17 protein-coding genes and 1 tRNA gene are annotated in these 20,629 nt (G+C 64.2%); 10 read left to right on the top strand and 8 right to left on the bottom strand.

Annotated features, from left to right (window positions below):
• Window positions 1–111: 111 nt before the first annotated feature.
• The 4 genes from SPR01S_RS12520 to SPR01S_RS21615 form a co-directional block, all read right to left on the bottom strand.
• On the bottom strand, window positions 112–840 hold the full coding sequence (locus SPR01S_RS12520; RefSeq protein WP_157082229.1) for a DUF3142 domain-containing protein: 729 nt from the start codon (window positions 838–840) through the stop codon (window positions 112–114).
• 3 nt (window positions 841–843) lie between these two features.
• Window positions 844–2,937, bottom strand: coding sequence for a PA5441 family protein (locus tag SPR01S_RS12515; RefSeq protein ID WP_066590085.1), 2,094 nt, complete (start codon window positions 2,935–2,937; stop codon window positions 844–846).
• A gap of 692 nt (window positions 2,938–3,629) precedes the next feature.
• Window positions 3,630–4,694 carry a helix-turn-helix domain-containing protein gene (locus SPR01S_RS12510; protein ID WP_066590084.1) on the bottom strand — a complete coding sequence of 355 codons (1,065 nt, stop codon included), beginning with the start codon at window positions 4,692–4,694 and terminating at the stop codon, window positions 3,630–3,632.
• A gap of 3 nt (window positions 4,695–4,697) precedes the next feature.
• On the bottom strand, window positions 4,698–5,327 hold the full coding sequence (locus tag SPR01S_RS21615; protein WP_157082227.1) for a hypothetical protein: 630 nt from the start codon (window positions 5,325–5,327) through the stop codon (window positions 4,698–4,700).
• A gap of 562 nt (window positions 5,328–5,889) precedes the next feature.
• Between SPR01S_RS21615 and infA the strand changes: the two genes are divergently transcribed.
• From infA to SPR01S_RS12475, 7 genes are all read left to right on the top strand, one after another.
• Window positions 5,890–6,135, top strand: a complete 246-nt coding sequence (gene infA, locus SPR01S_RS12500; RefSeq protein WP_026325702.1) for a translation initiation factor IF-1 — start codon at window positions 5,890–5,892, stop codon at window positions 6,133–6,135.
• Between the two features lie 76 nt (window positions 6,136–6,211).
• Window positions 6,212–6,796, top strand: a complete 585-nt coding sequence (locus SPR01S_RS12495; protein ID WP_066590078.1) for a Maf family protein — start codon at window positions 6,212–6,214, stop codon at window positions 6,794–6,796.
• 296 nt (window positions 6,797–7,092) lie between these two features.
• Entirely contained in the window at window positions 7,093–8,031 is a 939-nt protein-coding gene (locus SPR01S_RS12490) for a ribonuclease (RefSeq protein WP_066590074.1), read from the top strand.
• Window positions 8,028–8,204, top strand: coding sequence for a DNA gyrase inhibitor YacG (locus SPR01S_RS21265; RefSeq protein ID WP_084251152.1), 177 nt, complete (start codon window positions 8,028–8,030; stop codon window positions 8,202–8,204). Before SPR01S_RS12490 ends, SPR01S_RS21265 begins: the two co-directional genes overlap by 4 nt.
• A 30-nt stretch (window positions 8,205–8,234) precedes the next feature.
• A tRNA-Phe gene (locus SPR01S_RS12485) sits at window positions 8,235–8,310 on the top strand.
• 138 nt (window positions 8,311–8,448) lie between these two features.
• On the top strand, window positions 8,449–9,585 hold the full coding sequence (locus SPR01S_RS12480; protein WP_169803431.1) for a sensor domain-containing diguanylate cyclase: 1,137 nt from the start codon (window positions 8,449–8,451) through the stop codon (window positions 9,583–9,585).
• A gap of 269 nt (window positions 9,586–9,854) precedes the next feature.
• A complete protein-coding gene (locus SPR01S_RS12475; protein WP_066590071.1) occupies window positions 9,855–10,196 on the top strand; it encodes a hypothetical protein in 342 nt (113 codons plus the stop codon).
• Here SPR01S_RS12475 and SPR01S_RS12470 read toward each other — a convergent pair.
• The 3 genes from SPR01S_RS12470 to ftsZ all read right to left on the bottom strand — a co-directional run bounded on the left by SPR01S_RS12470 (window position 10,180) and on the right by ftsZ (window position 15,200).
• On the bottom strand, window positions 10,180–10,800 hold the full coding sequence (locus tag SPR01S_RS12470) for a response regulator transcription factor (RefSeq protein ID WP_066590070.1): 621 nt from the start codon (window positions 10,798–10,800) through the stop codon (window positions 10,180–10,182). The genes SPR01S_RS12475 and SPR01S_RS12470 overlap by 17 nt on opposite strands.
• Window positions 10,775–13,438 (bottom strand): PAS domain-containing sensor histidine kinase, encoded by a 2,664-nt coding sequence (locus SPR01S_RS12465; RefSeq protein WP_169803430.1) that lies wholly within the window; start codon window positions 13,436–13,438, stop codon window positions 10,775–10,777. The genes SPR01S_RS12470 and SPR01S_RS12465 overlap by 26 nt, the downstream gene beginning before the upstream one ends.
• Window positions 13,439–13,640: 202 nt before the next feature.
• Window positions 13,641–15,200 carry a cell division protein FtsZ gene (ftsZ, locus tag SPR01S_RS12460; RefSeq protein ID WP_169803429.1) on the bottom strand — a complete coding sequence of 520 codons (1,560 nt, stop codon included), beginning with the start codon at window positions 15,198–15,200 and terminating at the stop codon, window positions 13,641–13,643.
• Window positions 15,201–15,372: 172 nt separating this feature from the next.
• Here ftsZ and SPR01S_RS12455 point away from each other — a divergent pair, with 172 nt between their 5' ends.
• Complete coding sequence (locus SPR01S_RS12455; RefSeq protein ID WP_066590065.1) at window positions 15,373–15,939, top strand: DUF2939 domain-containing protein; 567 nt, start codon at window positions 15,373–15,375, stop codon at window positions 15,937–15,939.
• A gap of 2 nt (window positions 15,940–15,941) precedes the next feature.
• On the opposite strand, the gene SPR01S_RS12450 is transcribed toward SPR01S_RS12455, so the two are convergent.
• Window positions 15,942–18,143, bottom strand: a complete 2,202-nt coding sequence (locus tag SPR01S_RS12450; protein ID WP_066590114.1) for a penicillin acylase family protein — start codon at window positions 18,141–18,143, stop codon at window positions 15,942–15,944.
• 34 nt (window positions 18,144–18,177) lie between these two features.
• On the opposite strand from SPR01S_RS12450, the gene SPR01S_RS12445 reads away from it, so the two are divergent.
• Both SPR01S_RS12445 and SPR01S_RS12440 read left to right on the top strand, forming a co-directional pair.
• Window positions 18,178–19,449 carry a metal-dependent hydrolase family protein gene (locus SPR01S_RS12445; RefSeq protein WP_066590064.1) on the top strand — a complete coding sequence of 424 codons (1,272 nt, stop codon included), beginning with the start codon at window positions 18,178–18,180 and terminating at the stop codon, window positions 19,447–19,449.
• Between the two features lie 11 nt (window positions 19,450–19,460).
• The gene (locus SPR01S_RS12440) at window positions 19,461–20,561 is read left to right on the top strand and encodes an acyltransferase family protein (protein ID WP_169803428.1); all 1,101 of its coding nucleotides are present in this window, start codon (window positions 19,461–19,463) and stop codon (window positions 20,559–20,561) included.
• Window positions 20,562–20,629: the final 68 nt, after the last annotated feature.

Here is a 20,629-nt window from a genome sequence, read left to right as displayed (position 1 = left end):
ATCTCTACGCCTCCCCGGCGAAGGCCGGGGCCCAGTCGCAACGCGCTCTCGGCGGCGGGACGCCGTCTCTAATTCGCGGAAGCTGGGCCCCGGCCTTCGCCGGGGAGGTGCTTACTCTCCGGAGCGGGACCCGAGCGGATTGACCAGGAAGGTCACATAGCCTCGAAAATACGGATTAGCCTCCAACCCAGGCGTCGGCTGCCACTCGCCTCCTTGCAGCAACCCGATCCGAAACGGCAGTCGGAGCCGGTCTAGCTTGGCCAGATACGCCTGATAGCCAGGGATGACGTGGCGTCCCTGATAGATTTGCAGCACCGCCTCATCGACCACGCCCGCCAGCGCATCGAGGCCCTGGGGATCGCCGTTCGCGCTCCAATCGAGCAATCCGGTGATTCCCAGCCGGCAGTCGCGCGGCAGGCGCGCGCGTAATCCCCGCAGGAACGCCGCATATTCCTCCAAATGCCGCGTCCGCGCGTCGAAATCGATCTGCACACCGACGACGCGGTTTCCCCCCGCGCGCCAGCGTTCCAGCGCCGCGAGCAGCTGGTCATAGATGGCGGGCGACCAGGCGAGCGTCTCGACCCGCACCACCATCCAGACGTCGCGATTGCCGAGGTGCGGAATCGCCGCGCGCTGCGCCACATACCGGACCGGATCGGTTGCCTCGACCTGCCCCTGGAGCAGGTACAGTCGCCTCGCCGCCCCGAGCGCCGGCTGCTCCTTCACCCCTGCCCACAGCCACACCGCGTCGTAAGCCGGCACGACCCGCCGGTCGCGCGCGATCGGCACGGGGAGCAGCGCAATGCCCAATGCCGCGACGGCGAGGACGGCGCGGATCACCGCCTACCAATAATAACGCAGTTCGCGCGCCCAACGCGACTTGGGGTAATCGCTCTTCAGCCGCGCGAACCAGCCCTTGCGTACCGACTTGTCGACATCGGTCCCGCCGCACGAATTGTTGCCCGACGGCGCGTAGCAATTGACCGCGCGGAACAAGGCATAGGCCTTGTCGTCGCCAGGCGCCCCGGGATCGGCCACGATCGACTTGTAGACCTCCAGCCGGGAATAGACCGGCCCGGCGAACAGCGTCTTCGTCCCGCCGAGATCCTGTTTGGGCGGCTGGCTGTCGAGCACGAACTGGTCGAACCCATTGGCGCGGAAGAAGTCGGCCAGGCACAGCCGCGCATGCGGGCTGCCGGGCGCTGCCGCGAGATCGGCGGCGGTGCGCCTGAGCGTCGGGCAGTCGATATCGGTCGGCTGGATCGGCTTGAGGAACAGCCCCAACGGCAAGGCTTCCGATCCCAGCAAATCGTAGAAATTGGTGTCGCTGGCGGCACCCGCCGGCACCAGCGCGAGGTCGGTCGCGTAATCGCGATACGCGCCGCGGCTCAACTCCTTGTAGAGCAGGGTGAACAGCGCGAGCTGGCGTTCGTGCGCCGCCTTCGCCCCGGTTGCCTGTTTGCGCAGCAACCCGGCATCGGCGACATTCATCAACAGGATGCCGCGCATCGACCGATCGTCGACCGGGGAATCGGCGGCGAACACCCGCGCCAGCCCGCCGGTCCGCTCGTCGTGCCAGGCGATGGCGAGCTCGATCGCCGAATGCTGCGCATCGACCTTCGCCCCCGGCAGCATTTCCAGCCAGAAACCGCGCGCATTGCGGTCGCCGACCGCGTCCAGCGCCATGCCGCGCAGCATCTGGCGGCTGAACTGGACTTCGGTGAAGCTCGATTGCCGCGCGGCATCGGGGATCAGCTTGAGCACCTCGGCCGGCTTCCTGCCGACATAGAATTGGTGCGCGGCGACCAGATAGTCGAACAGCGGCTGGTTGCCGGCGAATGCCGCGCGCTGGCCGTTGATCTCGTCGAGCGTGATCGGATTGGTGCAGCACCCCGCGCTGACATCGTCGTCCGCCGTCCGCATCCGCTTGAGGTCGAGCACCGCGAGCAGGGTCGGGTCGCGCGTGTCGCCGATGGTCAGATCGGGCAGCAATTTGGTGTCCATCTCCTCGGCGAGATCGACGTCGTTGAGCCCACGCGCTGCTGTCGGCTGTGCGAATAGCGCGACATATTGCTGGGCGAGCAGATCGCGCTTGCTGCCGAACCAATAGACCCGCCGCAACAATCCGCGCGCCGACGCCGCGTAGAGCCCCTTGGGATAGTCCTTCAGATAGCCGCGCAAGCCGGCATCGGCCGCGGCGACGACCTTCTGGTCGACCGTCTTGAAGTCCTTGGGAATGCCATAGTCGTCGAACAGGCCGACCTGGATGCGGTTCACCTCGACCCGCGCCGCCATGTAGCGCGCGGTGTCGCGCAGCCAGCCGTCGCGCGCGCCGCCCAGGCTGGCGAACCGCGTGCCGGCCGCATCGAAATCGCCGTCGTAAAAAGCCTGCGCGCCGGCGAGATAGGTGGCGAACGCCTTGCCCGCGGGCGATTTCACTTGCCCGTCGAGCGCCGCGCTCACGCTCGCGCCGGGCTTGGCGCAATCGGGATTGAGCGATTTGCGCGCCGCGATCAGCGCCGCGCCCTCGCCGCCCGGCAGTTTGGCCGCATTGACCGCCTCCTCGAACGCCGCCGCGCCGCTGCCATTGGACCGGCAGCGCGACCCTTCGCCTGAAGAATAGTCGCTGTCGCTATTGTCGGGGCGAACCGCCAGCCAGCCCGACAAGGTGCGCCAGTCGAACAAGGCGCCGAGCGGCTGCGGCGGCGCGCCCTCGCCCGGCCTGGGCAGCGACCCGCGGCGATCGAACAGCAGCATCGTGAGGTTGGTCCGCGTGTCGTTGCCCGGCCCGAGCATCGCCATGTCGTCGCAGCCGGTCAGGTTGGCGTGGTTCAGCCGCCAGGAGGGCGAACAGCCGAAATCGCCGCTGGCGTCGGCGGGAAGGGGCACGGCGAAACAGGCGGCGACAGCGGCAAGCGAAACGCAAAGATGGCGCATGGCAAAGACCCCCGATGGATGACAGGCCGCAAAAATGACACGCGACCAGCGTCTTGCCTAGGAAGATTGCGTCACCGAGCGCCTGATTGCTCAATGGACATGCCCGCTCCGAATGCCGCCCTCCCATTCGCCCTGTGCTGGGGCCGGGCAATTCGGGAAGCCTTGCTTGGACAGCGATCAGGTGGAAACAGCCCCACCGACATCTTTCGATCCAAGTCCGTGGGACGCGGCGACCTAGATCACCAGAGCAACCGGATATACCTGACCATCCTTGCCCGTTCACGTGAGCTTGTCGAAAGCCACGCGATGGGTGTGCAGACGGGTCGCGCGGTGAGAATTGAAGTCCTACACCCTAGCCGAAAGCGCTCAGAGATTTCGACAAGTCTGGCACAGCGGAAGGCCCCCTGTGCCGGATATCCTGTTGTATGTCTCAATGTTGTTGCCGACGGTGCATTTGTCGTCGTTATGGTGGACACCTGTTCCGGGCAGCTTGGACCTAAACGCCGCGACTTTAGCCATGAGTGTTTCTCCGGTTAGAACGGAGAAGATAAACGCGATTTACTGCGCAACCGAATCTTTAAGAGTCCATTTTGGATTAAATTTGCGCACGTTCCGTAAGATCCACGCTTAGCGGGTGCCGGTGATGAAGCTAGTTAATCCTCCTCGTCTCAAACCTTAGCCTCAAGCATAACTTACACGACCGAAAGCGTACGGGTTAACGGTCTGCCTCCACTAGCTGTCATATTCGCAACCAATCCCTCCAGCTCATCGATAGGAATGTTCAGTTCCTTCGCAACATCGTCCTTGGTAATCTTTTCATTCCACAAAGATGAGAATACTTGCTTCCAAACCGTTGAAATTTCACGGTCTACTCCGACCGGCTCACCGGAGCGATAGCCCCGACGGCTCAGATCAATGCAAAGCGAACGATAGTGATGTTCGGTACTTACAATCTTCATTCGCCACAGGCGATGCAGAAGCGCAAAGGCAGAGACCCGCCACTTCTTCTTGACCGTAATAATGATATCGCTCGTAACAGGCCGGTCGACTCTCGCACGCACATCATTTGCCGGCATGAGAAACGCGCCAGCGAAGCCATCTGCTTCGCGTTCAAGTAACCGGTCACCCCGAAGATCACCCTTACAATGGAGCAAAAGGTGCCCAAGTTCATGGGCAGAATCGAAAATACTGCTCTCGGCAGTTTTGAAGTTATTCAAGAAAATATATGGTTTGCCATCCCGCCAGAAGGAAAAAGCATTTACGTTAGCAGTATCCTCACTCAACGAAAGAACCCGGACACCCTTGCTTTCGAGGAATCCGATCATATTGCCAATTGGCCGCTCGCCGATACCCCAGTATTGTCGCGCTTCTAACGCTGCTCTTTCCGGATCATTCTGATAACTTAGGTCGGGCAGATCGGGGTCAGGGAGATTAAAACGATGCTCAGCCCAAGTCGCCAATTGCACGCCTAACTGTCCTGCCGATGTAGCGGCATATTTCTCTTGGGCACTCATTTTCGAAAAGCTCCGAAAACTCACGCCGTCTGCGTCAATGTCAGCCGGATCATCGCCAAAAAAAAACTCAATCGGGTAGCGTAAAGCGCCAGCCAACCTAACCACCGTACTGTCGTCAGGCGGCCTATGCCCTTTCTCGACGCGCGACAAAGTGTCGGCAGTGATCCCGGCCTCCTCCGCCAACGCCTTTCCAGTCATGCGTCGTCGCATGCGCGCCAGCGCCAGCTTTTTCGGATTGAACATCGCTCAAGCTACTTTGCGGGTGATCGTCGGCGTGATCTCGACTGCGCTATCATTCTGCTGATCAATCGAAAGCCTGCTACCGTCGTCGCCATCATCACCGTTCGAGATAAAGTTACGCTCGACGCAGGGGCCGAAGGATTTTCCTTCAATGGTCGGACGCGACAATTCGACCCGTCCTTCTGGATCAACCATGCAATAAAACAAAGGGATTCCGAGCGAACTTTGCTCCTTGGTAAAGGTGGGGAGGCTATCAAAAAGATTGCCTTCGCACAGACGCTCGGCACCCGCGCCCTTATCGGAAATGGGAAGTGGGTCATGGTTCACGTCGCAGCAGCGATCCACATTCGCGAATGCAACCCGTGATTTAGATTGATGACTTACAATAGCTTCAACGCCGCCCGGGCGTTCCATTTTCCAAACATCGCCTACAAACTCGTCGCGCAAACACCATACGCCATCTTGATATGCGAAAGTGCCCGCCGCGTTCGAGGCGTGAAAACCCGTCACGTTGTTTCGCGCCGCGACAGCCACATCGCGAACTCTGCGGAATCCGGCTGATGTCAGGCCTAACTCTTTAAGCCGAGGTTCAACCTCCCACGGGTCGTGGCGAATGACAGTTTCAATGTATTGCATTTGCCTCTCGCGTCGATTTTCTCGACCACGCTCGTGGTCCAGAAAATCGACTTAGTCAAGCCTCCCAGCATCTGCATCGCCTTTTGCGATTGCCGTCCCTAAGCTCTGCCGCCAAATTCTCGGCGCGCTTCTAGCCACCCTTGCGTCCCATTTTCCGACCGCGTTAGGCTGGGTGTCTATTTGTCCTCAATATGGCCAGTCGCGATCTTGCCGTTTATCGTCACCAGGCGATTCCTTCGGTCGCGCTTCTCTCCATCGGAACCTCAAGACACCGCGAACGCGCTCTCCACAATTACCGCACACGATACGTCCATTCTGAATCTCTAGCGGATCCCGAAACGCCACACTTGCATTTGATAATGGCTATATACTGTTCGCGCTCGCTCAATTCGCCTCCATACTTTCGGCCAAGCTTAGGGCAGATGGGCCGTTAAGGCTGTTGCTTCAACCGGCCAAATTCAGGCACACCGCCCTCCACCCGGCAGCGCAGCTTCCCTTTTCGCTCCCCATCCGCTAAGGGCGCGCGTCACGCGGCGCGGCCCGCATACTCATGAGGCATTGTTTGGCTAAAGAAGAACTTCTCGAAATGCGTGGCCAGGTAGTCGAACTGCTGCCCAACGCCATGTTCCGCGTCCGGCTGGAAAACGACCATGAGATCCTGGGTCACACCGCCGGCAAGATGCGCAAGAACCGCATCCGCGTGCTGGTCGGCGACGAGGTTCTCGTCGAGCTCACGCCCTACGACCTGACCAAGGGTCGCATCACCTATCGCTTCATGCCGGGCCGCGGCGGACCGGGGCCGCAATAATGCCCCGTTGCCCCGGCGAAAGCCGGGGTTTGATGCGGCTTGAGATGTCAGCTTTCGCTGGCATGACGTCCTAACAATGAAACTCGTCCTCGCCTCCACGTCTCCCCGCCGGCTCGAATTGCTCGCGCGGATCGGGATCGTGCCCGCGCGCCTCGCCGCGCCCGATATCGACGAGACTCCGCTCAAGGCCGAGGCGCCGCGTGCCTATGTCGCGCGGCTGGCCGAGAACAAGGCGCTGGCGGTAGAGCGCGCGCCGGACGAGATCGTGCTGGCCGGCGACACCACCGTCGCGGTCGGGCGCCGCATCCTGGAAAAGCCGGTCGACGAGGCCGATCTGCGCCGCATGCTCGGGCTGATGTCGGGGCGGCGGCACCATGTCTATTCGGGCGTGTGCGTGATCGGCGCCGATGGCCGGCCGCGCGTCCGCGTCGCCGACACGATCGTCGCGTTCAAGGCGCTCTCTCCGGCCGAGATCGACTGGTACGTCGCCAGCGGCGAAGGCATGGGCAAGGCCGGCGGCTATGCCATCCAGGGCAAGGCGGAAGCCTTCGTCCGCTATCTGGCCGGCAGCCATTCCAACGTGGTCGGCCTGCCGGTGTTCGAAACGCGGGCGTTATTGACTTCGGCGGGCCTGCCGCTGAGTCAGCCACAGGCCGACTGAGATGGATCGATCCCTTAATCTCCCCTCCCTGCAAGGGAGGGGCGCTTGGGAGATGGGCAGGTCGAAATGCCCCCCAGGCATTTCTAAATCATGCCGGGGGCATGATTTACCTGCCGATCTCGCAAACGGGGGTGGGTTAAGCGTCGGGGGAGCCTCGATGCCTCGCCCGACGCTGTTCTGCCGCCCGGCCCACGAGTCTTTAGAGGGCGCGCAGACGCGCGCACCCACCCCCAACCCCTCCCTGGCAGGGAGGGGAGTCCGGAAGGCCGAGCGTCGGCGCGGTATGGAGATGCTGCGTGGCTGAGTGGCTGTATGAAGCGGGGATCGGCGAAGCGCGCGCCGCTCTGGTCGAGGACGGCGTCATCCTGAAAGCGCGGATCGAGCGGCCCGGTGGATTGAAGCTCGGCGCGGTGCTGGAAGGCCAGCTGATCGAGCGGGTCGCCGCCGGGCTGAGCCGCGTGGAAACGCCGCTCGGTGCCGCGGTGATCGAGCGCTTACCGCCTGGCATTACCTTGGGCGCGCGGCTGACGATCGAGGTCGTGCGCGAAGCCATTCCCGAACCGGGCCGCCCAAAGCTCGCCAAGGTAGCGGCGAGCGAGGCCGAGCCGCGCGCGGCCGACGACTTGCTGGCGCGGTGCCGGGCAAGCGGCTTTCCCGTCCGTATGCTCCGCGCCCATGAGCCCGATGCGCTCGAGGCCGCGGGCTGGTCCGAAGTGCTCGACGAGGCGGAGACCGGCGAGATCGCCTTTGCCGGCGGTGCGTTGCGGATGTCGCCGACCCCGGCGATGACCCTGTTCGACGTCGACGGCCCCGGAGCCGCCGCCCCGCTTGCGCTCGCCGCGGCGCTTGCGGCGGCGATGGCGATCGTGCGGCTCGATATCGGCGGATCGATCGGGATCGACTTCCCGACCCTGGGCAACAAGGCCGAGCGCCAAGCAGCGGCCGAGGCGATCGATGCCGTCCTGCCCCCGCCGTTCGAACGCACCGCGATCAACGGCTTCGGATTCCTCCAGATCGTCCGTCCGCGTCGCCGTGCCTCCTTGCCGGAATTGCTACGCGCCGACCCGGTCGCCGCCGCGGCACTGGCCCTGTTGCGCGCGATCGAACGCACGCCGCCGCCGGTACCGCCGGCCCAGTCCGCCGGACCGCGCGTCGCCGCCTGGCTGGCCGCGCATCCCGACCTGGTCGACGAGTTGTCGCGGCGGACCGGCGCCCCCATCTCGTTCACGTCATGACCAAGGCCAATAGCTGCCCGCTCTGCGGCAATACCACCGACCCGGCGTTCAAGCCGTTCTGCAGCCGCGGCTGCAAGGATCGCGACCTGCTCAAATGGCTTGGCGAAGGATATCGCATTCCGGCGGGTCCCGCCGATCCGGAAGCACTGGACAGCGAGGTTTCGAGCGATTAGAGGCCGCGTCTTCCGCGCTTCGCCGGATATGCCCAAGTAGCTCAGTTGGTAGAGCATGCGACTGAAAATCGCAGTGTCGGTGGTTCGATTCCGCCCTTGGGCACCATTCCTTACAGCTTCGGGGCATGATCCCGCCACTATCTAGCGGGATCTAGGTAGAATTCCGGAGCCGCGACGGCCCGCCGGCAGGACGAATATTAACCGCCTCCGTGGAAACATGCCGCTCCGGAAAGGAGCGGCGCGCGTGGACGGTAGCAGGGCAAGGGTGCCGGACGGCACCTATATCGAGTTGGTTGCCAGCCTGTTCTCGACCCTGTTGCCGACAGCGATCATGGCAATGTCGTTCCTGGGGATCGCCGTGCTGATCACCAGCCAGACGCCGGACGGCGCGCTGACCTTTCTGATGTTCGCCGGGTCGATCGCCGCCGCCGCGCGACTCACGGTCGTGCTGCTCTATCGCCGGCGCGTGGCGGACCCTGCGCTCAGCGTCGAAAAGGCCCGATATTTCGAGCGGCACTTCGCCACGGCCTATCTCGCGTTCGCGCTCATCTTCGGCCTGTTCGAGGCGCGCGCCTTCATGATCGCCGCGCCGGCGACTCGCATGGCGATCGTGGGCCTGTTGTTCGGTTATGGCGCGGGCGTCGCGGCGGGTTTGTCGATGCGGCCCTGGATCAGTGTGCCGAGCATGCTGATCGCCATCGTGCCAACGATCATCGTCGCCTGGTCTTTCCCGGACATCACTTTTTGGGCGACCGGAGCTTTGCTCGCGATCTTCCTCGCCGGCGGGATCCAGAGCGTGTTCGCCCGTTACCGTCTGGCCGCGACGGAAATCACCCGGCGCCAGTTGTTCGCGACGTTGGCGCGCTCCGACCATCTCACCAACCTGCCCAACCGCCTGAGCTTGCGCGAGCGCTTCGACATCTGCGTTGCCAAGAGCGGCCCGCGCGACACGATCGCGGTCCATTGTCTGGATCTCGACCGGTTCAAGCCGGTCAACGATCGGTATGGCCACCCCACCGGCGACGCATTGCTGAAGGCGGTGTCGGGCCGATTGCAGGGGCTCTTGCGCAAGAGCGATTTCGCGTCACGGATCGGCGGAGACGAGTTCGTCGTGGTGCAGACCCAAATGGCGCATGCCGGAGAGGCGGAGCTTCTCGCGCGCAGGATCGCCAGGGCGATCGCTCAGCCTTATTCGATCGACGGCCATGATATCTCGATCGGCACGAGCATCGGTTATGCCGAAGCGGCGGCGGGCGGCGCGGATCTCGATCGCCTGATCGCCCAAGCCGATGAAGCGCTTTGCGGCATCAAGAACAAGGGCGGCGGTATTGCGCAATTCGAACCGGCCAACGTCGAACCCGATCTTCGTCTCAGCGCCTGAGTTCCCTTTCGCCCGGCACGGCCACCGGCGCGCCACCACACGCGTCATGACGTTGCGCCCGAATTGTCGGCCGCGTCGCGAGGCCATCTATACGCGCTTTGGAGACCATTCCGCCGCGCGGTCAAATACCTAAGCTGTTGGTACCGCGTGGTAACTGCGGACGAGCAAGATGACTTCGTACGAGCGCTGCTACGTAACTTTCCCTAGCCGACTAATCGGCGAGAGCGGATTAGCCTCCCGGCAGCCCCACTCCATCTGGATGTCGCATCTTGTCCCTTGATCTGATCGTCCTGCTGATCTCCGAAAGTGACCTGCGCAGTGCGCTCACTGCGCGGTTGACCATGATTGGCATCAATGTCGTCACGATCGGGGTCGATCAGCTCATGCAAGGCATGCCAGGTACGGCGATCGAAACCGCCGTGCTCGTCACCGACGACGGGCCGATCGGGCAAGCCGCGAGCGAAGTATCGCCGGCCTGGTTGCAGGTCGTTATCCTCAATGGAACGCGCGGCGGCCTCGACGATCGACCGGTGCGACTCTCGCGGAACGGTGCCATCCGCCGGCTCGTCGAGATATTGGACGGCTGGCGGAGGTCTAGCCCATCGCAATGAGGCCGGCGGCGAACGCAACCCGGAGCGCCTCGGACAAACTGCGCACGCCCATCTTGGTCATCAGGTTGGCGCGATAGATTTCGACCGTGCGGGGACTGATCGCGAGATCATAGGCGATGATCTTGTTCGACCGGCCCTCGATCAGTCCGGTCAGGACATCGCGTTCGCGCGGCGATAGCACCGCCACCTTGGCGCGCGCGGCTTCGACCTGCACCGATCCCGCGCTTTCATGCTCCACGCGCTCGAACGCCTTGTCGATCACCTCCAACAGGGCGTCGGCCTTGTAGGGCTTCTCGAGGAAATCGAACGCGCCGGCCTTCATCGCCTGCACCGCGATATCGATATTGCCCTCGCCCGTCAGGATGATGGTCAGGAAACGCGCGGGCGAAGGTGAACCGAGTTGCTGCAGAACCTCGATCCCGTTTTTTCCGGGCATGTGATAATCGAGGAGCAGAACACCCGATTCCAACTCGGGAATGCGCTCCAGAAACTGGTCGCCCGAGCGGAAATTCCGCACGACGAGATCGGAACGCAGCGACAAGAGGCCGTGCAACGACGCCCGCACGGCATCATCGTCGTCAACCAGGTAGATGTTCCGGATCATCTTCCACCTCCTTGAACACCGGCAGGGTGAAGCAGAACGCCGCTCCTCCTTCCGGTTGGTTCTCCGCCGTCAGGGCGCCGCCATGCGCCTCGACGATACGCCGCGAAATCGACAGGCCGATTCCCATCGCCGTGCCCGCTTTCGTGGTCGAGAAGCGGGCATAGAGTTGTTCGCTCAGTGCGTCGGGAATGCCGGGTCCGGAATCCTGGATCGTCAGTTCGACCATGTCGTCTCTCGATCGCGATCGAATCGCGATCCGGCGCGGACGACCGGCTTCCACCGACCGCAATATCTCGACGGCATTGCGCAACAGATTGACCAGGACCTGCTGGATTTGCACGCGATCGGCGAAGATCGTGTCGCTCGCCGGGTCGAGATCATAGTTGAGCTCGATCTCCTCGCGACCGGTGCCGAAAAACACCAGCGCGACCGCATCGCTGATGACATCGGCCAACGATTCTGGGCGCATTTCGATATCGCGCTTTGCCAGGAAGTCGCGCAACCGTCGGATGATGTCACCCGACCGCTGCGTTTGCTCCTCCGCCATGTGGAGCAGATCGGCGACGCGTTCGCCCCCCGCCCCCTGTTCGATCAGCATGCGCGCGGCGGCGATGAAGTTCGCCGTCGCGCTGAGCGGCTGATTGAGTTCGTGCGCCAAATCGGCGGCAAGCTCGCTCATCGCGCCCTGGCGAGAAATATGCGCCAGCTCCGCGCTGAGATCCGACAACCGCTGCTCCTCGAACAGCCGCCGGGATACGTCGCGGATGATTCCGGTGAAGATCCGCGTCTCGCCGATCTGCGTCTCGCCGATGTTCAGCTCGACCGGGAAGAGCGTGCCGTCGGCGCGCCGCGCGGTCAGTTCGCGGGTCTTTCCGATAACTTTGCGCTCGCCGGTCCGGATATAGTCGATGATCGCATTATTGTGCTGTGCCGCGAGGCCATCGGGCATCAGCATCATGACGTTGCAGCCGATCGCGGCCTCCGCCGAATAGCCGAACATCGCTTCCGCGACCCGGCTGAAGCTCTTGATGACCCCGAGTTCATCGATGACGATCGTCGCATCGGGTACCGTCTCGATCATCGAATCGAGCCGCATTTCCGCCTCGCGACGATTACGCTGCGTGACGTCGATGATCGAGCCGACCGACCGCACCAGGTTGCCGCGCTCGTCGTAAAGGCAACGCGCCGTTCCTTCGAGCATGCGCGGTGGGCCGGTTTCGGGAAGGAATTGGTATTGGAAGGCAAACCGGTCGCGCTGGTCGGCAACCGCGCTGTCGATCGACGCCATCACGTCGGATAGGTCCCTGGGATCGACATGATCGCGCCATTTGTCGAAGGTGTCGATCGCCCCGGCCGGCAATCCGAGACGCTGTTCCGACCCGGGCGACCAACTGATCTGCCCGCTCGCAACATTCCAATCGAAAACGCCGATCTCATTGACCTCCGCCGCGATTGCCAGGCGGTTCTCACTGACCCGAAGTTCCTCCTCGGCCTCAACCCGCGTGGTGATGTCGAGCATCTTCAGGACGATCATCTCGTTGCGCCCCGCGCGGTGCAGCGAGCGGCGGCGCTCGACCACGCGCAATTCCGTGCCGTCGCGCCGGCGTTCGACGAACTCGGCTTCCGATTGGTCGGGCGACGGCCCACCGCCTTGGGCGATATCGATCGTGTGACCCTCAACCTCGCGCGATCGCAGCAAATCATGCTTGTTGCGTCCCACCGCCTCGTCGGCCGACCAGCCGTAGAGTTCCGCGCATCCCCGCGTCCAATGAAGGATCGTGCCGTCCGGTCCGACCAGCGCGATAGCCGCGCTGTCGAGCGCGTCGCTGAGATCGCCCAGCGCCATGCGCTGACGAGTCAGCCGATCGGCGACGAGCAGCAGGATCGTACCGATGATCAGCATGTTGACCAGGATCGCGATCAAGGCGGCACCTTCGAAGGGCGCATTGCCGGTCCTGATCGCCCAGTGTTCGAGGACGATCGGGACGGCGGGCAGAACGAACAGGATCGGCAGCACCAACCAGCCCAACGGCTGACGCAAGCGATCGCCCGACAGAAGACCGGTCCACCCCGCCTCGTGCTTCCACCACAAAAAAGAGCACGCGATAGCCAGTGACGCCAGACCCGCCGGCAAGGGAGCGACGAAGAATTGGTTGAGCGAAGTCGCGTGGCCGACCCACATCAAAGCGATCGTCGAATAGAGACCCAGGCAAAGCGCCAGAGCAGCCAGCACGTTCGCGGCCCGGTCGAGCAGAGGTGACTGACGCTGTGCGCACAATATCGTCACCGCGAGCAGCACGAACGACAGCTGCGAATTGGATCCCGGACGCCCGGGATGGGCGGCGGCCGATTGGGCAAGCTGCTCAGCAAAGAGCAGTCGATCGATCCCCGGCCGGATTCCCGACACGGATTCGGCAACCACTATCGCCACGAGAATCAGGACCGCGATTGCCGCTGGCGTTGCCGCTCGCCGGCCAAGGATAGCCATCACCATCGCGAACGACAGCAGCAAAAAGCCCCCAGTCGTAAGCGGCCAGGCCGGCGCGTAGCTCGCTCCGAACGAGGCGAGTTCTGGAACTTTTACTACCCAGCCCAATAACGACAGAGATGTAGCGAGCGCGGCAATTCCAGCCAACACCAATGCAACTTTGTCATGTCTCAATGCGCCGCCCCAGCGACGCATCCGACCAGGCATTTTGTCCCCATCCTTTTTACCAGCGGTCTCGCCGCGCGGCTGGTATTATTTAATCCTGGTCAGCATCCCGGAATGTCGATGATTTTTCAATAAGCTCGCGACAATAATCTAAGAAAAATAATTCATTATGGTCTGAATGTCGGCATCACGCCGGCAGCGGAGCTCGTGTGCCGCGATAGGCAATCATGGTGTGGCGCCCGAAACCCAGCCGCAAGGTCATAGAGCGGAATAAGCCCTTCACCGCGTTGGCGATCCGCTCGACCAGACTTGCACGCCTGGGGTCCTCCAGTTCGAAGTCGCCGAGCCAGAGTTCGTCCATGGTGCAGGCCTTGAGATTCACGGCCGCAGGTGGCGCGTCGTCAGGCGATCGGGCCGGCATGCGCTCCCACGCCGGTGGCAGCCGATCGATCAGGTCGAGCAACGGGGCCTCGCTCGCCGTGGGTTTGACCAGCGCCTCGGTGAGATCGCGAGGGTCGCTCGCCTGCGCGGTGCCGAAAGGCAGCGCAGGCGTTGGAGCCTTGGTCAAAGGCGTGGCGATGTCGTCCACCGGCGTCAGCGCGACCTGGGCCTCCGCCTCCGCCTCCGCCGCCGCAGTCGCGGCCGCGATCAGCGGGGTTACCATTGCCGGCTTCTCCACCGCAATAATCGTGGCTGACGCAAGAGCGGCCGGTTTCGGTTCGGCAACCGCCGAGCAGGCGACGGCCGTGGGTGCCACCGCGGCACGGAGGGGCGCCGCCTGCACGGGTATCTGGGGCCGATGGCCTTGCGCGATCAACGCGACGCGGACGACTCCGTCGAGCGCCTCGGATACCGACGCTCCCCAAGCGAGTTCGACGTCCGGCGATGCCTGATCGGCAATCGTCGCGACGATAGCGTCCAGTTCCATCAGCGACATATCGGTGCCGCCGCTGATCGAGATCATCAGCTTGCCCGCACCCGCAATCTCGTCGTCGATCAACGGGCAGGCCATCGCGCGTTCCGCGGCGAGGATCGCACGGTCCGTGCGTTCGGTCGCTTCGCCGAACCCGATCACTGCCCGACCCATCTCCGCGATCACGTTGCGCATTTCGGCGAAGCCGATCTGTTTGAGTCCCGGCGTGACCAACAAATGCGCGATCCCGCCAACGGCGTCGGCCAGCACCGCGTTGGATTCCAGCATTGCCGATTTGAAGGTCATCGCGAGATCGCCGATGCCCAGCAGCCGCTGGTTCGGAACGACGATGATGGCGTCGACCAGCGGCTCGAGCGTGGCGATGCCCTGATCCGCCCTGCTCGCCCGCCGCAATCCTTCAAACTCGAACGGGCGCGTCACCACCGCGATAGTCGGAATGCCCCGTAACCGTGCGCGCTCGGCGAAGATCGGCGACGCGCCGGTCCCGGTGCCGCCGCCCATCCCGGCGGCGATGAAGCAGAAATCGACATCCTCCAACGCCGCGTCGATTTCATCCATGACTTCCTGCGCGGCAGCGCGACCAACCTCCGGCCAGGCACCCGCTCCCAGTCCCTGCGTCGCCATCCGGCCGAGTTGCAGTTGCTGGCGGACGCCCAGCATGCGCAGCGCCTGAGCGTCGGTATTGGCGACGACCAGTTCGACGTTCGGCAAATTCTCATCGACCAGGCCGGCGACACCGTTTCCGCCCGCGCCGCCGACGCCGAAGACGGCGATCCGCGGCATCACCATTTCGATAGTGTCCATAAAGCTCATGACCGTTCCCCGACTCGCTGCAATGTCGGGGACTCGTATCGCGGCATCCATGGTTAACGCGCCACGCTGGGAATCTACTATCGTAGAATCCCGCAACGCAGTGGCACGGGGGCAGCGACATTGCCGGGAGGAACCCGCCGCCCTAGATCAGGCGCGGGGCCGAAAGGATCGCATGCGCAAGGGCTGGATCATCGCAATCGGCGTCGCGCTCGCATTGTTCGCGCTGGCTTATGGTGCATCGCCTTACGTCGCCGTGCGGGGCTTCGTCGCCGCCGCGAAACAGGGTGATGCGGAAAAGCTGCGTGGCTCGGTCGACTTTCCGGCGGTGCGCGCCGATCTGAAACCGCAACTGACCGCGGCGGTGACCACGCGGATGGAGCACGATCCACAGATGCGGGGCAATCCGTTCGCCGGGCTCGGCGCGATGCTGATGCCGTCGATCCTCGACCGGATGATCGACAGCGTGGTGACGCCCGAGGGGATCGCGGCGCTGGTCCGCGCCGGCAAGGTCGGGCACGTAGAAACGAACTCTGCTGCGCCACGGCGGGTCGACTATATCCTTCACTACATCACTCGCGATCGCTTCGGGGTTGCCGTGCGCCGTCAGGGCACGGTCGGCGATCCGGTGAACCTCATATTCGAGCGCCGCGGCTTGTTCGCGTGGAAGCTCGTGCGCATCGCGCTCCCGCAGAGCAGCCTGACCGACACTGCGCCCGATCCCGGCGCGTCAGCCGGCTGAACTCATTCGCCCGGTCGGTAACGCCGCTCGACATGGCCCTTGAGCTCGTCCGGATAGAAATAGACCGGGCGCAGCCGCCCCTCGGCATAGCGACCGATCTGATCGGCGAAGTGGCGCGAGGCGGGGTCGCCGCTTTGGCCGCCGGCCATTACCGCCATCGCCTTCACGCGCGAGCCGAACTCGACCACGGCGACGAAGCTGTTGCCGCTGGTGCCGTAATAGCGCTTGGTCCCCGGCCAGGTTTTGGCGCCGAACGAGGCCAGGCTGCCCCATTGCGCCGAGGTGAAGGGCACCGGAGTGGAGTCTCGGGCATCGTCGAAATGCGGCGCGATCGAATCGTCGAGCCGCTGGAAGCGGTTGATCTGCCGCCACGGCACGCGCCAGTCGCCGAAGTCGCGCTTGAGCCGGTCGGCGGCGGCGGCCAGCGCGTCGAGCTTGTCGCCCGGTTTGACTCGCATCGCGATATAATCGGGCACGTTCATCCGCTCGGCCTGGGCGAAGCTGCCGACCTCTCGCCATAGATGGTCGCCCCAAAACACCGCGAGGCTGGTCGCGGTCGAATCATAGCCCCAGCGATAGTCCCAGCCGCGCAACAGCGCGATCGGATCGGCCAGCCTGGCGCGGCGCGGATCGTCGGCGGGGAGTGCGTCCCATGCCTTGACCAGTCCCGGGATCAATTCCGCGAAAGCGGGCAGATAGCTGTCGAACGCCGCGGTGCGCAGCTTCTCGGGCGTCCAGCCGGCCCTGCCCTTGAGCAACAGGTCGGCATGCGTCCCGCGCGCATTGGCGCCGACCTGATCCATGTAGCGCGGATAATCGGCCGCCCTGGGGCTGTCCGGCCCCGCCGCGTCCCATGGCCAGTCGTTGGTATTGTGCACCCAGCCAACGCGCGGGTTGAGCACGCTGGGCAAGCTGGGCAGCGTGTGCAGCCCTTTCCAGTCGGTCGCGGGGTCGCTGCCGTCGACCGGCCTTGTATAATCGAAGCGATTGTCGCGGACCGGCATGAATTGCGGCATCAGGAACGCGATCTCGCCCTTGCTGTCGGCGAACAGGGTGTCGTTCGACGAATTGGCCCGGCGCGACGCGACTTGGAGGAAGGTCTTGAGGTCGCTGGTCTTGGTCCGAAGCCAGCTCTGCTCGAGCGCGGGCACCGGCCTCCACATCAAGGCCTCGGCGATCCAACGGCCGTTCTTGATCGCGACGATCGGGCCGTGATGGGTTCGCCATGTAGCGAAACTCCGCTCCCCCCACGATCCGTCGGATTTGCGATAGCGCAGGGTCACCGTCTTGCCTGTCACCGGCCGCTCGGCGCTGCCGTAGCGATAGACGTAATTGTCGCCGCGCTTCGTCACGCGCTCGGCGAATTCGTCGACATTGTCGACCGTGGACGAGGTGTGCATCCACCCCGCTTTGGCGTTGAACCCCTGGTAGATGAAAAATTGTCCCCAGGTCGACGCGCCATAAGCGTCGAGGCCCTGCGCGCTCGACATTTGCGCTTCGGAGCGGAAGTAGAAACTGGTATGCGGGTTGATCAGCAGCAGCGCCTTGCCGCCCGCAGTCAGCTTGGGCGCGATGGCGATGCCGTTCGATCCGGAAGGCTCGCGCGGCACCATGCCGAGTTCCTCCGGCGTCGGCGGCGTCGGCTTGCCGTAAAAGGTCTTGAGGTCGCTGAGAGAAATACGCTCGATATCGCCGCCGATACTGCCTTCGGTGAAGCTCAGCGCCATCCAGGGTTCGAAATGCGTGAGCACCTTGGGCTTCGTGCCGGGGTGCGTCGCCAGGTAGAAATTGAGCCCGTCAGCCCAGGAATTCATCAGCGATTTGAGCCAGGGCGCGCTCGCCGCATATTGCGCCTTCAGTTCGGTGGGATCGACATAGAGGCGCTGGCGCAAGTCGCTCCAGATCGCGTCGTCATCGGCGTCCGGCGCCTCCGCGGTGCGGCCGAGCGCAGTCAGGTAATTGGCCTCGACTCGCGAGAAATCGTCCTCGGCCTGGGCATAGATCATCCCGAATACCGCATCGGCGTCGCTCTGCCCGCGAACGTGCGGGATGCCCCAATCGTCGCGCGTGATCGTGACGCGCGCGGCTTCGCCCCGCCATCGCGCCATGTCGGCGGAAGCGGGGTCGGGCGCGGTCGGCGCCATGGTCAGGACAGCGGCCAGTAGTACGGGGGCTAGGAGCGGGAAGCGGAGGGCTCTATCCATATAGGCAGCGTAACGCGACACCGGGGAGAAAACCATGCGCTGGCTGGCTCTTATATTGGCGATGTTGCTCGGACCGGCGGCTGCCCTCCCCGCGGCCGAGGCGCCGAGGCAAATGGTCCTGCTGAAGCCCGCGCGCGTGTTCGACGGGATGGACGGCAAGGCGCACGCCGGCTGGCAAGTTCTGGTCGAAGGCGACCGCATCGCCGCGGTCGGGCCCAACCTGTCGGCGCCCGCCGACGCCAGGGTGATCGACCTGCCCGGCGAGACGTTGATGCCCGGGATGATCGAGGGGCACGGCCATCTGTTCCTCCACCCCTATAACGAAACGAGTTGGGACGATCAGGTGCTGCACGAGCCGCTTGCGCTGCGTACCGCGCGCGCGGTGGCGAGCGCCAAGGCGACATTGCTCGCCGGCTTCACCAGCGAACGCGATCTCGGTACCGAAGGCGCAGGCTATGCCGATGTCGGGCTGAAGGCGGCGATCGATCAGGGAATCGTGCCGGGACCGCGGCTCAACGTCGCGACACGCGCGATCGTCGCGCTCGGTGCGTACGGCCCCAAGGGGTTCGAGCCCGGCGTCGCCATTCCGCAAGGCGCCGAGGAAGTGTCGGGCGTGGACTCGATCGTCGCGGCGGTGCGGCGGCAGATCGCGGGGGGCGCCGATTGGGTGAAGCTCTATGCCGATTATCGCTGGCGCCCCGGCGAGGACAGCCGCCCCACCCTCAGCCTGGAAGAGATGAAGGCCGCGGTCGCCGCCGCGCACGATGCGGGCCGCCCGGTCGCGGTCCATGCCGCCACCGCGGAAGGGATGCGCCGCGCGATCGCCGCGGGCGTGGATACGATCGAGCATGGCTATGGCGGCACGCCCGAAATCTTCGCGGAGATGGCGAAGAAAGGCATCGCGCTCTGCCCGACGCTGGCCGCGTCGGACGCGACGTCGCGCTATCGCGGCTGGACCGGGGCCGAGCCGGCGCCCGAGGCCGTGCAGATCAACCGCAAGAGCTTCCAGATGGCGCTGAAGGCCGGCGTCCGTATCTGCATGGGCGGCGATGTCGGCGTGTTCGCGCACGGCACGAACGCGCGTGAGATGGAGCTGATGGCGGCGAGCGGGATGAGCCCGGCCGACGTGCTGATCGCCGCGACCTGGGGCAATGCGCGCTGGTTCCACCTCGACGGCAAGCTGGGCGCGGTCAAACCGGGGCTGCTCGCCGATTTGATCGCGGTCGACGGCGACCCGACCGCCGACATCGCCGCGGTGCGCCATGTACGGATGGTCATGAAGGGCGGCATGGTGGTAACGGGTTGATCGCAATGGACATGTCGAAACCCACGCGCATTCGCGACGAACCCCTCGACGCGCTGCGCGGCTTTGCGATCTTCGGGATGGTGCTCGCCAACCTGCAGGGGTCGGAGGAACACGCTTTCTGGTGGATCAATCACGCCGAATGGAACGGCCTGACCTTCGCCGATCTGGTGTTTCCGATGTTCCTGCTCGCGGTCGGCCTCGCCTTGCCGCTGACGATGGACGGGCGGATGCCGCGGCCGTCGATCGCCAAGATCGTGCGGCGATCGGCGCTGTTGTGGCTGATTGGTTTCGGGATCAGCATGATCGTCCATTTCAGCCTCAGGCTAGAGGAGATCCGCTTCACCGGCGTGCTTGAGAGGATCGGCATCGTCTATCTGATCTGCGCGATCACCTGCCGCCAGACGACGAGCTGGAAAGCGCCCGCCATCGCCGCCGGCGTGCTGATGCTGGTTCATGGCGTGCTGCTCCATCTGCCCGCGCCCGGCGACCTGATCGCCAGCATGGCACCGGGCGAAGGGATGAGCGGCTGGCTCGACCGCGCGATCCTGGGCGGCACGCGGCTCTATGGCCATCCCGATAACGGCCCGCCGTTCGATCCCGAAGGGCCGCTGTCGACCCTGTCGGCGATCGCCACGACGATGATCGGGATGGCGGTGCAGCGCATGTCGGTGCGCCGCAAGAAGCCGGTGATCATGATCATCGCGGTTGCCGTCCTGTGCCTGGGCCTGACGCTTGCCGCCGCCTGGTTCTGGCCGATCAACAAGAATTTGTGGACGCCGACCTTCACGCTGATCAACGCGGCGATCGGGCTCGGCTTGCTGGCGTTGCTCAAGATCGTCTGGCCGCGGATCGGCGCGTCGCGCGTCGCGCGGACGGTGGCGGCGCTCGGTGCGGTGTCGCTGACGCTGTATATTGTCCATGACGCCGTGGCGATCGTGATGATGAAGGTGCCGGCGGGCGGCGCGCATCTGGGTGCGAGGTTGCTGGCGGCGATCGAGGCGACCGGCTTGCCTCTCGATTGGGTGTCTATGCTGTATGCGGTTATATTGGGCGGCGTATCGATCGCGATCGCGCTGGCGTTGCGGGCGCGGGGGTGGGTGTTGCGGGTTTAACCTAAATTCCCCTCCCATTTATGGGAGGGGTTAGGGGAGGGCGTGTTTGATCGCTCCGACCGCGACAT

It is taken from the genome of Sphingomonas pruni NBRC 15498, assembly GCF_001598455.1.
Classification (GTDB): domain Bacteria; phylum Pseudomonadota; class Alphaproteobacteria; order Sphingomonadales; family Sphingomonadaceae; genus Sphingomonas; species Sphingomonas pruni.
The sequence above is the reverse complement of the archived record's forward strand: the minus strand, read 5'-3'. Positions and strand labels throughout refer to the sequence as shown.